General features: G+C 70.1%; 16 protein-coding genes. 9 read left to right on the forward strand and 7 right to left on the reverse strand.

What is annotated here, in order from left to right; genetic code table 11:
* Positions 1-58: 58 nt before the first annotated feature.
* A complete protein-coding gene (locus VLK66_RS22245; RefSeq protein WP_325311684.1) occupies positions 59-1,066 on the forward strand; it encodes a DUF3667 domain-containing protein in 1,008 nt (335 codons plus the stop codon).
* Positions 1,067-1,431: 365 nt separating this feature from the next.
* Here VLK66_RS22245 and VLK66_RS22250 read toward each other — a convergent pair whose 3' ends face one another.
* The 4 genes from VLK66_RS22250 to VLK66_RS22265 form a co-directional block, all read right to left on the reverse strand.
* Entirely contained in the window at positions 1,432-1,644 is a 213-nt protein-coding gene (locus VLK66_RS22250; RefSeq protein ID WP_325311685.1) for a hypothetical protein, read from the reverse strand.
* Positions 1,645-2,213: 569 nt separating this feature from the next.
* The gene (locus VLK66_RS22255; RefSeq protein WP_325311686.1) at positions 2,214-2,753 is read right to left on the reverse strand and encodes an outer membrane beta-barrel protein; all 540 of its coding nucleotides are present in this window, start codon (positions 2,751-2,753) and stop codon (positions 2,214-2,216) included.
* Between the two features lie 122 nt (positions 2,754-2,875).
* Entirely contained in the window at positions 2,876-3,418 is a 543-nt protein-coding gene (locus VLK66_RS22260; RefSeq protein WP_325311687.1) for an outer membrane beta-barrel protein, read from the reverse strand.
* 173 nt (positions 3,419-3,591) lie between these two features.
* Entirely contained in the window at positions 3,592-4,170 is a 579-nt protein-coding gene (locus VLK66_RS22265) for an outer membrane beta-barrel protein (RefSeq protein ID WP_325311688.1), read from the reverse strand.
* 420 nt (positions 4,171-4,590) lie between these two features.
* Between VLK66_RS22265 and VLK66_RS22270 the strand changes: the two genes are divergently transcribed.
* The 4 genes from VLK66_RS22270 to VLK66_RS22285 all read left to right on the forward strand — a co-directional run bounded on the left by VLK66_RS22270 (position 4,591) and on the right by VLK66_RS22285 (position 8,661).
* On the forward strand, positions 4,591-6,423 hold the full coding sequence (locus VLK66_RS22270; protein WP_325311689.1) for a DegV family protein: 1,833 nt from the start codon (positions 4,591-4,593) through the stop codon (positions 6,421-6,423).
* 207 nt (positions 6,424-6,630) lie between these two features.
* Positions 6,631-6,930, forward strand: a complete 300-nt coding sequence (locus VLK66_RS22275) for a hypothetical protein (protein ID WP_325311690.1) — start codon at positions 6,631-6,633, stop codon at positions 6,928-6,930.
* 507 nt (positions 6,931-7,437) lie between these two features.
* Positions 7,438-8,292, forward strand: a complete 855-nt coding sequence (locus VLK66_RS22280; protein WP_325311691.1) for an alpha/beta hydrolase — start codon at positions 7,438-7,440, stop codon at positions 8,290-8,292.
* Between the two features lie 132 nt (positions 8,293-8,424).
* Positions 8,425-8,661 (forward strand): ferredoxin family protein, encoded by a 237-nt coding sequence (locus VLK66_RS22285; protein ID WP_325311692.1) that lies wholly within the window; start codon positions 8,425-8,427, stop codon positions 8,659-8,661.
* A 227-nt stretch (positions 8,662-8,888) separates the two neighbouring features.
* Here VLK66_RS22285 and VLK66_RS22290 read toward each other — a convergent pair whose 3' ends face one another.
* Together VLK66_RS22290 and VLK66_RS22295 are read right to left on the reverse strand one after the other, a co-directional pair.
* A complete protein-coding gene (locus VLK66_RS22290) occupies positions 8,889-9,647 on the reverse strand; it encodes a lytic transglycosylase domain-containing protein (RefSeq protein ID WP_325311693.1) in 759 nt (252 codons plus the stop codon).
* 539 nt (positions 9,648-10,186) lie between these two features.
* Positions 10,187-10,498: a hypothetical protein gene (locus VLK66_RS22295; protein ID WP_325311694.1), complete on the reverse strand. Its 312-nt coding sequence runs from the start codon at positions 10,496-10,498 to the stop codon at positions 10,187-10,189.
* A gap of 147 nt (positions 10,499-10,645) precedes the next feature.
* On the opposite strand from VLK66_RS22295, the gene VLK66_RS22300 reads away from it, so the two are divergent.
* Together VLK66_RS22300 and VLK66_RS22305 are read left to right on the forward strand one after the other, a co-directional pair.
* Positions 10,646-11,155: a hypothetical protein gene (locus VLK66_RS22300; RefSeq protein ID WP_325311695.1), complete on the forward strand. Its 510-nt coding sequence runs from the start codon at positions 10,646-10,648 to the stop codon at positions 11,153-11,155.
* Between the two features lie 294 nt (positions 11,156-11,449).
* Positions 11,450-11,920 carry a redoxin domain-containing protein gene (locus VLK66_RS22305; protein ID WP_325311696.1) on the forward strand — a complete coding sequence of 157 codons (471 nt, stop codon included), beginning with the start codon at positions 11,450-11,452 and terminating at the stop codon, positions 11,918-11,920.
* A gap of 184 nt (positions 11,921-12,104) precedes the next feature.
* Here VLK66_RS22305 and hslO read toward each other — a convergent pair whose 3' ends face one another.
* Positions 12,105-12,995 carry an Hsp33 family molecular chaperone HslO gene (hslO, locus tag VLK66_RS22310; protein WP_325311697.1) on the reverse strand — a complete coding sequence of 297 codons (891 nt, stop codon included), beginning with the start codon at positions 12,993-12,995 and terminating at the stop codon, positions 12,105-12,107.
* 726 nt (positions 12,996-13,721) lie between these two features.
* Here hslO and VLK66_RS22315 point away from each other — a divergent pair.
* Together VLK66_RS22315 and VLK66_RS22320 are read left to right on the forward strand one after the other, a co-directional pair.
* Positions 13,722-14,168 (forward strand): cytidine deaminase, encoded by a 447-nt coding sequence (locus tag VLK66_RS22315; RefSeq protein WP_325311698.1) that lies wholly within the window; start codon positions 13,722-13,724, stop codon positions 14,166-14,168.
* Entirely contained in the window at positions 14,165-15,487 is a 1,323-nt protein-coding gene (locus VLK66_RS22320; protein ID WP_325311699.1) for a thymidine phosphorylase, read from the forward strand. The genes VLK66_RS22315 and VLK66_RS22320 overlap by 4 nt, the downstream gene beginning before the upstream one ends.
* Positions 15,488-15,553: the final 66 nt, after the last annotated feature.

Consider the following 15,553-nt stretch of genomic DNA (forward strand, 5'->3'; position numbering starts at 1 on the left):
CGTCACTCTCGCCGGGCGCTCCCTCGTGCTTCTTGAAGTCTCCGCGAAGGACCCTCGCATGGCCATCGGCACACCTTCCGCGCTGCGCATTCCCATCTTCCGCCAGACGGAGCGGCGCACTCCGGACCGCCCCTGCCTGAACTGCGGCGATTCCATGCCGGGAAACTTCTGCCGCAACTGCGGGCAGCGGAAGGTGGAGGTGCACGTCTCGCTGGCGCGCATGCTGATGGAGGCGCTGGACGACCAGTTCTCGCTGAACTCCGCGCTCCCGCGCACCGTGGCCGCGCTGATGGCCCGCCCCGGCCACCTCACGCGCGAGTACATGGCCGGGCGCATCGTGCGCTACATCCCCCCGTTCCGGCTGTACCTGGTTACCAGCGTGGCCTTCTTCGTGGTGCTGTCGCTCCTCCCCGAGGTGAACGGCTCCATGCTGGACGTGGGCAACGGCAACCTGGGCCTGCGCCAGGCGAGCGACAGCGCCGCGTCCGCCGCGGCGCGCCCGCAGCCTCCGCGCGCGCCCGCGGCCGGCGCGCAGCGGGGCCAGGCGCTCCGTCCGCCGCCCCCGCCGGTGCCGCTTCCGCACCGCGCCGGCTGGCTGGACGGCGTGAAGATGAACACCGGCAACGCGGTGCTCGACAGCATCGGCAACGCGCGGGTCGAGCACTTCCGGCGGATGGAGCCACGCGACGCCATGCGGCAGATCACCAAGGAGTACCTGGACCACGTGCCGCAGATGATGTTCGTGATGCTGCCGCTCTTCGCCCTGATCCTGAAGTTCCTGTACGTGGGGGGCAGGCGCTTCTACGTGGAGCACTTCGTGTTCGCGCTGCACGTGCACGCCTTCGCCTTCCTGTCGTACCTGATCATGCTGGCCGTGCGCTGGCCGCCGCTGGTCGCCACGCTGTGCGCCTGGATGATGCTGTACGTGCTGATCGCCATGAAGCGCGTATACCGGCAGGGGTGGCTCGCCACGCTCTTCAAGTACGGCTTCCTGGGCGTCGCGTACGTGGTGATGATCAGCATCGGCGCCGTCGCCACCCTCTTCATCACCGTGCTGACGGCGTGATCGTGGAGGAAGGGGGATGCTACCGAATCCGGTTCGTGCATCCTCGCCGCATCATCCCGAGTCGAACATCGCGCTACGCACAACCACGGAGGATGAAAGGAGATCGGTCGTGAGCACCGATGCCGCGGAGTGCGCGGATCAGCCTCGCGCAGTTTGCGAGGCTTCCCGTAGTTGTTGCTGCGACTTCAGTCGCCGGTGACCGGCTGCGCCCGGAACTATCCATTCAGGCCGGCCACATTTGGGATGATGCATCACCCGACGAGTCTCTACTTCTCTGAGAATTCGCGGATGACGGACATGCGAAAGAGGCTCGGTCTCCCCGTGCGGGGGGGACCGGCCTCTCGTTCGTTATGGGGATGCCGCGGTCAGCGCGCGGCGGCCGCGTGCGAGGCTTCTTCGCCCTGCCGGGGAAACGCGAACCCGCGCCACGTGCACCCGATGTTGCTGCAGAAGCGGCGCTTCACGTCGGGAAGCACCCAGCGGATGGGGCGCAGCAGGATGCCGGTGCGCACGCGCTCGGTGCGGCTGCCGCAGCGGGGGCAGTGGGAGCCGTGGGTGAAGAGGGGGAGGACTCGCATGAGAGATGACCCGGGAGTGGGGCCGCGGCCGGGGATGGCCGGTTGTGCCTTCGCCGCGCGCCGGGGGATCCGGAATGCGTGGCGGCCTTGAAAGGCGTGGAGGGGCGCCGGGACGAAATGTGACGGGGCCACCCCGCGAGGGCAAGGGTTTTTCGCGCGATGTGCTCCCACAATCTGTTGCAGCAATGCAACTTTCGCTCGCATCACGCCGCGGGAGAATTACCGTAGCTACAAACGCGTCAAATCATCTAAATTCCGCAAGACATAAGGGAATCCATGTGGCAGATGCGGGTAGTCGAGGGCGAGCGCACGGGGACGGGGTCATCCGAAAACGGGGATTGATCGCGCAATCCGGCGCACGTGCGACCTCGCCTATGGATCCTTCGGCCTGCAACCGCTCGTGCGGGGGCAACGATGGTGTGGCCGGCCTCAGGATGACGTCTTGTCTGTGCGGTCCCAAATCGCAGGTGATTGCCAGGCCCGGTGAGCGCGATCCTGACCGGATCAGAAAGAGAGCGGCGGGCCCGGATTCCGGACCCGCCGCTCGTCATCTCCCGTAAACCTTACAATCAGATGCGGATGCGGACGCCTACGTCGGCCTGCACGTAGCTGACGTCCTTGTGGCGCACGTAGGTCACGCCCGGGGTCAGCGACGCCGGCCCCAGCCCGAAGCCCAGCCCCGCGCCCACCTCGTAGCCGCCCTCCCAGTCGCCCGTCGCGTCGTCCGTCCCCGCGCCGCTCAGCTCCAGCCGGTGCGCGATGAAGCCGGCCTTCACGAAGGGGTCGATGGGGATCAGCGGCGTGGGGATGCCCAGCCGCGCGCCCACGTCCACGCCGTGGTCCCTGAAGGTGCCGTCGCCGCCGTCCACGCCGAACTGGTTGTAGCCGTACCCCGCGTAGATGCCGATCAGCGGGAACGCGTGGTAGGTCACGCTCCCCGACACGCCGAAGCCGGGCTTGGCCACGGCGTTCAGGTCGCCGGTGGGCACGCCGATGCCGGCGCGCGCCTCGAAGGCGAACGGGGTGATGTGCGGGATCTGCGCCCGCGCGGGCCCGGCAAGGAGCGCCACCGCGGCCGCGGCGGCAAGGCCGGTGGAAATCTTCTTCATCCTCTTCACTCTCGGTCGTCGTTGAGTCGGTTCGCGGGCACGCGGGCCCGCCTGAAGCGGCCGAACGATAACGCGCCCGACCGCCACGGGGAAAGGAGAACGGATGCAAACGGCGGGGGGGTTCACAGGCGGATGTGCAGCCCCACCTGCGCGTCGATCCACTGCGCGTCGTGCACGGTGTTGAAGCTGGCCTGCGGCGACACGCTGGCGCGCCCGCCCAGGATCCCCAGCGGCAGCTCCACCCCCGCGCCGATGTGCACGCCGGTGGCGTAGTCGTTCTCCAGCACGGTCCCGCCGTCCGTCTCCAGCCGAACCTTCTGGTACAGCAGCCCGCCACGCACGAACGGCGTGTACGGGCCCACCGGCGCCAGCGTCAGCCGCACCCCCGCGTCCCACCCGCGCCACGTCACGTGCGCCGAGTCCGCCACGGCCGAGACCGCGCGCGACCAGGCGTAGCCGCCGTACACGCTCACCATGGGGTTCAGGGCGACGATCAGGTCGCCGTCCAGCACCAGCGCCGTCTTCTGGTCGCCACGGGTGATGCCGATGGGCGTGGACAGGCCTGCGCGCGGCTCCAGCGACACCGGCGTGCGCTGGGCCCGCGCGGACGTGGCGAGCGGGAGCGCGGCGGCCAGCGCCAGCAGCGCCGCGAAGGTCCGGTTCATGGCGCGGCCTCGGTGGGAAGGGTGGGAAGAGATCGGGGGAGATGGAGATCGGAAGCGACGCGGGGGACGATACAACCCGCCCCGGACGGGCGGAAGGGAGATGCCGCCCGGAACGCGTCCGGCCCCCGTCCGTGGACGGGGGCCGGAGCGCGTTCAGCTCGTACGGGAGCGGATCAGAAGGAGATGCTGATGCCGGCGCCGGCGTGCACCACGCTCACCGTGGCGTCGTCGTCGCCCTCGTCCGCCGCGTTGAACTGCGTGTAGCCCACCTGCGGCGTCAGCATGATGCGCGGGGCGATGGGGAACGCCACGCCGCCCGCCACCTCGAAGCCCACCTTGCTGTCGGACGAGATGGTGAAGTCGCCCAGGTCGTCGTCGCTGGCCGAGGCGCTCAGCTTGTGGATGATGGCGCCGCCGCGGAAGAACGGCGCCGCGCCCAGCCCCTGCATGGGCGCGAAGGTGGCCTTGATTCCCACGTCGAAGCCCTGGTCGGTGTAGTCCACCCCGTTGGTGTCCTTGGCGCCGAAGCGGTTCCAGCTGTAGCCGCCGTACACGCCCACGATGGGGGTGACGTTGAAGGTCACGTCGCCATGCAGCCCGATCCCCACGTTCGCGGCATCGCCCAGGTCGCCCGTGGGGATGGCCGCGTCCACCCGGCCCTCGATCGAAAGCGGGATCCGCTGCGCGCTCGCGCTACCCGCCACCACCAGCGCCGCCACCGCCGCCAGGAAACCGCACGTCGTCTTCTTCATCTTCTTCCTCTGGGTTCCGTGAATGTCATACGCTTTCGAACCGGCCCGCGCAGAAGGGCTGCACGGCGCCCGCCGAAAGCGCCGGAAACATGCCCGCCACCGGAGCACTCGTCAACTCGCGCCGGAAGCGGGTGCCGGCCGGTTTCGCAAACCCCATGCCCCGCATGTAGTTGGATGATGAACATATGATCCTGTCGATCGTTCCCGCGGCGCATCTCCGCGATTCCGGACGGCGCGGGATTGTCCGCCGGAGGGGGCAATCGCGTCCCACGGCGGGGTCGCGGCGCCCCTTGCGTGCAACCCCGGCGGGCGTAGTGTTGTACCAACCCCGTACGCATGCGCCGGTTTTCTGGCAGCAACCTTGATCCACAGGTGCCGCGGCTCCGCCCGCGGGCCCCCGGCGCACCCCCACCGAACGCGATGAACGGACCCACTCACCTGGACGGCGCCGGCCTGCGCGGCGCGCTGCTCACCGCCAACGAGTACGTGCAGCGGCACCGGGCGGACCTGAACCGCATCAACGTCTTCCCGGTCCCCGACGGCGACACCGGCACCAACCTGGCGCTCACGGTGAGCTCCATCGCCGACCGGCTGCGCGGCGGGAGCGAGACGTCGATCGGCGAGGTGGCGCGGCAGGCGTCGGAGGCCGCCATCATGGGCGCGCGGGGGAACTGCGGGATGATCCTCTCGCACTTCCTGCTGGGCTTCAGCGACGCCGTGGGCCCGCGGGTGCGGCTGGGCGTAGGCGAGTTCGCCTCGGTCTGGCGGCAGGCCACGGAGCACGTGTACCGCGCGCTGGAAAAACCGGTCGAGGGCACCATGATCACCATCATGCGCGCCATCGCCGACGAGGCCGACCGGCTGCAGCACAGCGACTTCATCGTCCTGTTCGAGCGGCTGCTGGTGAAGGCGCGCGAGGCGCTGGCCGGCACCCCCGACCTTCTCCCTGCCCTGAAGGCCGCCGGCGTGGTCGACGCGGGGGCCAAGGGGTTCGTCCACCTCCTCGAGGGGATCTCGTCGTTCGTGGCGGGCGACCCGCTGGTGCCGGCGGAGGACGACGCGGAGTGGGAGGCCGAGCCCGCCTTCGCCGCGGCCACGGTGGAGTACCCGGCCGAGGCGGAGACGTACCGCTTCTGCACCGAGGCGCTGGTGCGCGGCGCCGCCATCCCCGACTCCGACGCGGTGCGCGGGGTGCTGCGCGAGAAAGGCGACTCGCTGGTGGTGATCCGCACCGCCGACCTGCTGAAGGTGCACATCCACACCGACGAGCCGGACGACGTCTTCGCCTACCTGCGCACGCTGGGGCGCCTGGCCACGCACAAGGCCGAGGACATGCGCGCCCAGCACGCCACCATGGAACGCACCGCCGCGGCCGGGCACATGACCCTGGCGCGGCGCCCCGTCTCCATCGTGGCCGACACCGCCTGCGACCTCCCCGACGAGATCGTCCGCGCGCACGGCATTCACCTGGTCCCCCTCTCGCTCATCTTCGGCGACCGCGTGCTGCGCGACCGGTTCGACATCAGCGCCGGCCAGTTCGCCGAGGAGTTGAAGAAGGGCGCGCACCCCGGCACCTCGCAGCCGCCGCCGGCGCTCTTCCTGGACGCCTTCCGCCGCGCCGCGGAAGAGGGCGAGTCGGTGGTGGGCGTCATCCTCTCCTCCGGCCTCTCCGGCACCTACGCCAGCGCGCAGGCGGCCGCCAAGCAGCACGTGCACGACTCGGTGCCGGTGCACCTGTTCGACTCGCGCGGCGGGTCGGTGATGCAGGGGCTGCTGGCGCTGAAGGCGGCCGAGCTGGGCGAGCTGGGGTGGGCGCCCGAGCGGATCGTGGCCGAACTGGAGCGGGTGCGGAAGCGCAGCGGCATCCTGGTGGTGCTCGACACCTTCGAGCGCGCGCTGGCTTCGGGGCGGGTGGGGCGCGGGCGGGCGTGGCTGGGCAGCCTGCTCGACATCAAGCCCATCCTGGAGGTGGACGACGCCGGGAAATTGAATCCCGTCGCCAGGGTCCGCGGGCGCAGGCAGGTGATGCCGAAGGTGATGGAGCTGCTGGAGGAGCGCGTTCCCCGCAACGCGAAGAAGCTGCGCTTCGGTGTCTTTCACGTGGCCATCCCCGAGATCCTGGACGAGGTGGCGGGCGAGGTCCGCGCGCGCTACGGGCAGGACCGCGAGGTGCTGACGGCGGCGGGAACGCCGATCATCGCCACGCACGCGGGCGAGGGGGCGTGGGGGCTGGCCTGGATGATCGAGGACTGACGCCCGTGCGGATGTAACGTTTTCGTTTCTCGTTCGTCTATTCATCAATGGGGAGTAGACGGAGAGGCTGTCCGGAATGATCTGGCGGCAAACGCACGCACCGCGTCCGCCGACAGGTGTTCGGGGCGTGCGATTTGCAGCACCGGCACGCATCTCCCGGCAACGAAACCGCAGCACCGGCCCGCACGCGGCCCATCTGGAGGCGGTATGTACGTCCTGGTGCAGCACTACATCTCCGACCCCGCGACCTTCTGGTCGGACGTCCGCGACGCCGTGGGCGCGCTTCCCCCCGGCCTCGTCCTGCACCACGTCTTTCCCACCGCCGATGGCACCCACGCGGTGTGCCTGTGGGAGGCCGCCGCCGTGCGCGACGTGAAGGCGTTCATCGAGACGTACGTGGGCCACGTGAGCCGCAACCTGTACTTCCAGGTGGAGAACCGCGACTCGGTGGCCATGCCCGGCAACGTCCTGCTCCCCGAGCCCGCCCGGCGCGCCACCGCGGCGTGAGGACGGAAGAGGGTGCGGTGCGCCCGGGGACGTTCTTGGATGGAAAATGCGACTGAAGTCGCGGCTACAAGAGCACACAGTCCGCCTTCGCGGCGCCTTCGCGGACTTCGGTTTCCTGTGAGAAACAGACGTCATCCTGAGGCCGGCCACACCGCAGCCTGCGTTTGCAATGGAGCATGAAGGCCGAAGGATCCATAGCCGGATTGCACGTCTGCCAGGGAATCGCGCCGAGTCTCGTGGGACGCCTTCGCGGCGCGATTCCTCGACCGACGTGCTGGACGGGCGATAGATCCTTCGGCCTGCAAGCGGCTGCGACGATTCGGTCACGGCGTGGCCGGCCTCAGGATGACGTCTTCTCTGGGTGGAGGTGGATCGTTTGGAGATGGCGATGAACGGCCCGCCGCGCGCGGGCCGTTCGTTGTTCGCGCACTGGCGTCTATGCCCCGCGCGCGGTAGATCCTTCAGCCGATGACCAAAGGCGATCTCGGGGAACGGGAGAGGCGGAAGATGAGCGAGGGCGAGGCGCGGAAGATCACGCGGACGACGTTCGAGATCCGGCCGGCGGACGGCGGGCCGCCGGTGGTGGGTGACGTGCGCATGGCGGCGGGGACGAAGCCCGGGAGCGCGGTGATCATCGTCCACGGCTTCAAGGGCTTCCGGCTCTGGGGGCCGTGGCAGCCGCTGGCCCGCGCGCTGGCGCTGCGCGGCCACGCGGCGGTGAACTTCGACTTCTCGCACAACGGCGTGGGGCCGGACGGCGAGTTCTCGCGGCTGGACCTGTTCCGCGAGAACACGCAGAGCCGCGAGCTCGACGAGCTGCGCGCGGTGATCGGCGCCGTGGCGGGTGGCGAGCTGACGGGCGGGAAGGTGAAGCGCATCGGGCTGCTGGGCCACTCGCGCGGCGGCGGCGACGCGATCCTGGCCGCGGCCGAGGACGCGCGGGTGAGCGCGCTGGTCACGTGGGCCTCCATCGCCGACATCCCCGGCCGCTGGAGCCCCGAGCAGATCGCCGCCTGGCGCCGCGGCGACGACGTGCCGATCGAGAACGTGCGCACCAAGCAGCAGATGCCCATCGGCCCCGGCTACTGGGTCGATCTCCAGCAGAACCGCGACCGGCTGGACATCCCCGCCGCGGCGGCGCGGGTCACCGTCCCCTGGCTCATCGTCCACGGCGACGCCGACACCTCCGTCTCCGTCGACGAGGCGCACGCGCTCTTCGCCGCCGCGGGCGACAACGCCGAGCTGATGATCATGGAGGGAACGGACCACGTGTTCGGCGTGCGCCATCCGTACGCCGGCCCCAGCGCCGACCTGCGCACTGCGGCCGAGGCCACGATGGAGTGGTTCGAGGCCAATCTATAGCCATGGTTCGAACGTCCGTTCGAGAAAGGGTGGACAAGCCGCCGCGCGGCTGCTATCGTATCCGCCCGGCCGCGCTGCACGCTCGGCACGCCAGCATCCAGATCCCCTGACGAACCGCCGCGGAGCACAGATATGCCGTACGTGATCGCCGAACCGTGCATCGGCACCAAGGACGCGAGCTGCGTGGAAGTCTGCCCCGTCGACTGCATCTACGAGGCGGAAGACCAGTACTACATCAACCCCGACGAGTGCATCGACTGCGGGGCGTGCGAGCCGGAGTGCCCGGTGCAGGCCATCTTTCCCGACACCGACGTGCCGCCGGAGTGGACCAGCTACATCGAGAAGAACCGCGCGATGTCGGACAAGTAGTCCTCCGGCAGCGCGGGAACGAAGCCGGCCGCGGCGAGGCAGACGTCCTCGCCGCGGCCCGCTTTCTTTATCTCACGCGGAGACGCGGAGACACAGAGAACTCATCGCGACGCGGAGTTTTCTGCGTCTCCGCATCTCCGCGTGAGCCATCGGGTTTCGCAGGTGACGCGAAAAGGCCTCCCGCAGCGCGCGGGAGGCCTTTCGTCTTTCATCGTCGCTCGATGCGATCAGCGGTGGCTGTCGCGGCGGCCCAGGACCATGCCGGCGTAGCCGTTGTCGGGGTCGCCGCCGCGCTTCAGCACGCGGTCCACGGTGCCGGGGCCGCGGTTGTACGCGGTCAGCGCCAGTTCGGTGTCGCCGTCGTACTTGTCCATCAGCTCGCGCAGGTAGCGGAAGCCGATGCGCAGGTTCACCTCGGGGTTCTGCAGGTCCCGGTGGCTGATGCCGCGCTGGAACAGCCGCGCCGTGGCCGGCATGAGCTGCGTGAGGCCGATGGCGCCCACCGGACTGCGCGCGGTGTTCTTGAACCCGCTCTCGGTGCGCACCAGGCCGAACGCGACCTCGGCGGGGATGTCGTTGGCCTCGGCGGCGGCGCGAATGGCGCGCGCCAGCGAGGGCGAGACCTTGTAGCCGCGGTCGCGGTACTTCTCCGCCAGCTCCTCGGCGGCCACGTCGCGCGACTCGGGCTTCTTCCCGGACTTCACGGCGGCCACGGCCTCGCCGTGCTCCTTCTTCAGCGCCTTGGCGGGCGGCTCCGCCAGCACCGGCGGCATCACCTGCACGGGCGCGGTCCGCAGCCGCAGGGCCATCTCGGCCAGGGTACGGGGCTGATCGTCGTGCAGCGCCTTCCCGGATCCCACGGCCACCACCTGCATTCCCGCCACGATCACCAGCACCGCCTGCAGCGGGCGCGAGCGAAGGAGGGACGCGGTGTCGTTGCGCAGCCGGGTGCGCCTGCGCACCGGGGGGTTCGCAGCCTTCTTCATCTACCGTCAGTCTCCTGTCTACGCAAGCAAAGATGCGGCGCACAGCAAGCCGCCGCACCACGCCGTTTCGGCATTCAACATTACCCGGTATGATACATGGTGTAAGTTGTTATGTCAACCCTACTTAGTGATTTCACACGTCCGTTCCGCCCGAAAACCCGCATCAGCGCTGGGCTTCCGGCGCGCACAATCAGGTGTTTACGCGCATGGTGATTCCGAACACGCACCGAATAGGTGGCGAATCCCACAGTGACAAAGAAGACCATCAACATTGCTGAATCTACTGCGGACGCCATTCCACACGGCTGCCACACGGCCCCAGCGCGAAGGCGCGTCGGGCGCGGCGGATTGCACGGTGCGGGAGGACGGAGCGGGGAGGGCTGGGAGGACGGCGCCGGCGGAAATCGGGACGGCGTCTGCGCTTTGGACGTGGCGATGGGACACGGCGGCGGGACGAAACGACACGGGCGCGGGTGTCCCAGTCGGGACATCCGCGCCTCGTCTGCTACGGCACTCTTTGCGTGGTGAGGACCGCTGGTTCAGAACCCCGCTGCGCGGAGCTGCTCCAGATCCAGGTCCACTGCAGCCGGAGAGTGCTCGGGCCTCTTGTCCTTGCGCTGAACCGGGACTTCATGGCTCTGGCGTACGAGGGTGAGGCTGGCCACGATGGCTGCGACGGCCACGAGACTGACACCCAAGGTGCGGATAAGCGCCTCCCGCGTGGAGGATTTACGCGGCGCATCGGGCGAGGCGCCACCACAACGTAAGGCATCTTGCGTGCCGAACGTGCGTTCGAAGCTGTAACGTGTGAGCACGCAATTCCATGACAGCTTTGCGACGCCTTCGGTCACCCTCGGGAAGCGTGTCTCGCGACGGCCACATCGGGGCGCGGCGGCCCCCGTGGGGGACACACCGCGGACGCTCCGGGCGGTCCTTGCCGCGCGCTGCAATGTTCCACATTTTGCGCGGCACCGATTTCAGAATGTGAGCGAGGGCGGATGAGCGACACGGCACGCGACCCCGAGGGACGCTTCGAGCTGCGGGTGCCCGCCGGCTGGCAGGCGGCGCCCGACGAAGACGGCGACGGGCTGGAGGTGTGGAAGGAGGAGGGGTCGGGCACGCTGCACCTGATCTCGTTCGCGCCCGAGGGCGAGGACTTTCCCGACCCCGCCGAGGAGCTCTACGCCTTTCTGCAGGAGCAGGACGTGGTGCTGCAGGAGGACGAGGTCGAGGACGTGCCCCTTCCCGGCGGCGCGGAGATGGCGCTCTGCGAGTACCTGACGGAAGACGAGGACGAGGGCGAGAGCCTGTTCTGGATGGTGGGCGTGGCCACCGCGCCGGGAACCATGGTGTTCGCCACGTACTTCTGCCCCGCGGGCGAGGAGGCGCGCGAGCGGGATGCGGTGCGCGGCGCGCTGGCCTCGCTGCAGATCGCGGGGATGGATGAAGGAGATGGGGAGGATGAGGGGCGCCGAGGGCGACGGGGAGGTCGGCGAGGCGTAGACTGAGCGGCTCGTCGCCCGGCATCGCGCCCTCTCCGGCCGGCCCAGGCCGTCCACCTCTCCCGTACCGGGAGAGGTAGCTGGACGACACTGGCGCCGGATGGTGAGTGTGGTGTGAGCCAGAGTCAGAAGGCGCACCGATGCTGGATGGCCACCCTCTCCCGGGACGGGAGAGGGTCGCGCCCTCCGGCGCGGGGTGAGGGCGGCGCGAGGCCCGCGGAAACGCACTTGCGTGGGGGACACGCCCACACCAGCAGTTGGATCTTTGTCTTTTCCTTGGAAACCGGAACGGGAGGGAGCATGGGGCTGAAGGTTGGCGACAGGGCGCCGGACGTGACGCTGCCCTCGCACGAGAACCAGCAGACGGCGCTGTCGTCGCTGTGGAAGGACGGGCCCGCGGCGCTGCTGTTCTTTCCGCTGGCGTTCACCAGCACGTGCACCGAGGAGATGTGCAGCGTGCGCGACGACATCGGCAGCTACACGGGGGTGAACGGGACCGTGGCCGCCATCAGCGTGGACAGCCCGTTCGTGCTGAAGAAGTTCCGCGACGAGCTGGGGGCGGACTACACCTTCCTGAGCGACTTCAACCGCGAGGCCAGCCGTGCCTTCGGCGTGCTGCGCACCGCGCCGATCGGCCCCGGGCTGCTGAACGCCAGCGACCGCGCCGCCTTCGTCGTCGGCACCGACGGGACGATCCGGTACGCGTGGCACGAGACCAACCCCGGCCTGCTGCCTCCGTTCGACGAGATCAAGGCGGCGCTGGCGGGCTGACTGCCCGCCGATCGGGATCGACCGTGCGTGATCACCGGCGACTGAAGTCGCAGCAACAACGACGGGAAGCCTCGCAAACTGCGCGAGGCTGATCCGCTCGGTGGTTGCCTGCTCGAGATCGAAGGACAGGAGAAAGGCCGGCGCTCGCGGGGGAGTGCCGGCCTTTTTTCCTGATCTCCGAAGTTCAGCGGGCGGCTTCGAGGATGGCGGCCATGTCTTCGCGGGTGAAGTGGTACGCCTGGTTGCAGAAGTGGCAGACGACTTCGGTGGTGTCGTTCTCTTCCTCCTCGATGATCCGCCGGATCTCGGTCTCGCCCAGGCTTACGATGCCGCCCGTGAACCGCTCGCGCGAGCAGGGGCAGTGGAAGCGCACGGGATAGCGGTCCAGCAGCTCGAACCCGTCGGGGAAGACGCGCTCCAGCACCTGCTCGGGCCCCACGCCCTCCTTCACCAGCGACGTGGGGTGCGGCAGCGAGCCCAGCCGCCGCTCGATCTCGGCGATCTCGTCGTCGTCCAGCCCGGGAAGGAGCTGCACCAGGTAGCCGCCCGCCGCGTCCACGCTGCCGTCGGGGAGCACGAACACGCCCACCGCCACGGCCGACGGCGTCTGCTCGCTCTTGGTGAGGTAGTACGCCAGGTCCAGCCCGATCTCGCCGCTCTGCAGCTCCACCGTACCCTGGTAGGTTTCGCGCATCCCCAGGTCGCGGGTGACGGAAAGGTAGCCGCCGGTGCCGACCACGCCCGCCACGTTCAGCTTGCCGTTGCGGCTGTCGGCGTGCGCCTGCGGGTTGCCCACCAGCCCGCGCACCTCGCCGCGCCCGTTCGCCGTGGCCAGGATGCGCCCCGCGGGACCGCCGCCCTTCACCTCCACCGTGAGCGCCTGGTCCTCTTCCTTCAGCGTGGCGGCGGAGAAGAGGAGCGCGCCCATGGCGGTGCGGCCCAGCGCGGCGCTGACGGCGGGCCACGTGCCGTGCCGCCGCTGCAGCTCGCTGACCACGCCCGTGGCGTTCAGCGCGAAGGCGCGCACGCGGCCGTCCAGGGCCGTGGCGCGCACCATGTAATCGCCGTTCTGCATCGATTCCTTCCCTTCAATACGAACCGCGGCCGAAGTGATCCCGGCCGCGGTGTGAGTGCTGGAATGTGGTACAATTCCGGGGGAGATCGGTTCCGCTCCGGGTTCACATCTCCGTGCGGCAGCGGGTGTTATCTCCAGCTCGTTCTGGCTGCAGAGCGTCTCCGCGGCGCCGGTGGAGCCCTCCCCCCGCGGCTGGGGCCGCGCACCCCCTCCCGATAACGGGCCCGATAACGGGAGGGGGGTAACTTCGAATGCGGCGCGCAGAGGATCGTGCACTCGTCGGCTGCGGTGTGTCGCGAGGCCCTGCCCCAGCATCGCTGGGCGCTCGGACGCTTGGTTGCGCGGCGGGCTCCAGCCAGGCGGGCAGGATGGCGGCGATTCAGTACCGATGCGAACAGCTACCTCTCCCGGTACGGGAGAGGTGGACGCCCTCAGGCGGCCGGAGAGGGCGCGGTGCGGCGGAATCGCTGCATCACCAGTCCCCACCCCTGAGTTCTCCCCTCCCCCGCGGAGCGGGCGGAGGGGCCGGAGGGCGGGGCCGGGGAGGGGGCCAGCACGGCGGGCAAGATGTAGATCGCCCACGCTGACGCCTCTCCTCTCGATCAGGGAGGGGAGAGGGCCACGGCGCCGGTCAGCATGCCCCTGTGTCACGCCGGGATCGTGACAGCGATGCCCGGCCGGTGTATTCTTCCCGCCCCCTGAATCACCCTGAACGGCTTGAGTGGCTTGAGCGAAGAGAACCGCACGCCCGCGCTGGACCCCGCCGCCGCGCGCGACCTGCTGGACCGCGCGCGCGAGGCGCGCCGCAACGCGTACGCGCCCTACAGCAACTTTCCCGTCGGCGCGGCGCTGCTGGCCCGCGACGGGCGCGTGTTCACCGGCGTGAACGTGGAGAACGCCTCGTACGGGCTGGGAAACTGCGCCGAGCGCACCGCCATCTTCAAGGCCGTGTCCGAGGGCGTGCACGACTTCGCGGCCATCGCCGTGGTCGGCCCCGAGGACGACGTGGAGTGCAGCCCGTGCGGTGCCTGCCGGCAGGTGCTGTTCGAGTTCGGGCCCGACATCACGCTGGTCGTCCCCAACGGCGGCGGCATCCGCACCTACACCGTGCGCGACCTGCTGCCCGGCGCCTTCGAGCCGGCGCGCCTCTCCGGGCCCGGAGCGCCGGTTTGAGCGCGGCCGGCGTGGTGCCGCTGATCGAGCGGAAGAAGAACGGCGGCGAGCTGTCGCGCGACGAGATCGCCGGTCTGCTGCGCGGCTACGTGGCCGGCGAGGTTCCCGACTACCAGGTGTCGGCGTGGATGATGGCCGTGCTCTGGCGGGGGATGACGGAAGCCGAGACGCTGGCGATGACGCGCGCGATGGTGGCCAGCGGCCGCGAGCTGGAGTGGGAGGGGATCGGGCGCCCCACGGTGGACAAGCACAGCACCGGCGGCGTGGGCGACAAGACCAGCATCGTGCTGGTGCCGCTGATGGCGGCGGCCGGCGCGGCGTTCGTGAAGATGAGCGGCCGCGGGCTGGGCCACACCGGCGGCACGCTCGACAAGCTGGAGGCGATCCCCGGCTTCCGCGTGGAGATCCCGCTGGACGAGATGCGCCGCCAGGTGGAGCGCGTCGGCGCCGCCCTCGTCGGCCAGAGCCCGGAGCTGGTCCCCGCCGACGGCAAGCTGTACGCGCTCCGCGACGTGACGGCCACGGTCGACTCGGTGCCGCTGATCGCCAGCAGCATCATGTCCAAGAAGCTGGCGGGCGGCGCGCGCTCCATCGTGCTGGACGTGAAGTGGGGATCGGGCGCGTTCATGACCACGCTGGACGAGGCGCGGACGCTGGCCCGCATGCTGGTCCGCATCGGCGAGGGCGCGGGGCGGCGGACGCGCGCGGTCCTCAGCTCCATGCGCGAGCCGCTGGGGCGCGCGGTGGGCAACGCGCTGGAGGTGCGCGAGGCCATCGACACCCTGCACGGCCGCGGCCCCGCCGACCTGTGGGCGCTCACGCTGGAGCTGGGCGCGCACCAGCTGCTGCTGTCCGGCCTGGCGCGAGACGCGGACGAGGCGCGCGCGACGCTCACGCGGCTGCGCGACGGCGGCGAGGGCGCGCGCAAGCTGGCGGAGCTCATCCAGGCGCAGCACGGCGACCCGCGCGTGGTCGACGATCCATCCATCCTCGCCTCGGCGCCGGTCGTGGTGGCGATGGAGATGGAGGGGGATGGAGCGCGCTGGGTGGCCGAGGCGGACGCGCGCGCGATCGGCGACGCGGCGCTGGTGCTGGGCGCCGGGCGGCGAAAGAAGGGCGATCCGATCGACCCCGCCGTGGGCATCGTCCTGCGCGCGCGCATCGGCGACCGCGTGGAGCCCGGCCAGCCGCTCGCCGACGTCCACGCCCGCACCGAAGCCGAGGCGCGGCAGGCGATCGAGGCCCTCCGCGCCGCGTTCGTTCTCTCCCCCGAGCCCGTCGCCGCCCCGTCGGACGCGTACGAGGTGATCGGGGAGTAGCGGAGCGTCGGCGTCCAGGGATCTCGCGCAGAGACGCGGAGCCGCGGAGAACAGCGTCGTTCTCCG

It is taken from the genome of Longimicrobium sp., assembly GCF_035474595.1.
Classification (GTDB): domain Bacteria; phylum Gemmatimonadota; class Gemmatimonadetes; order Longimicrobiales; family Longimicrobiaceae; genus Longimicrobium.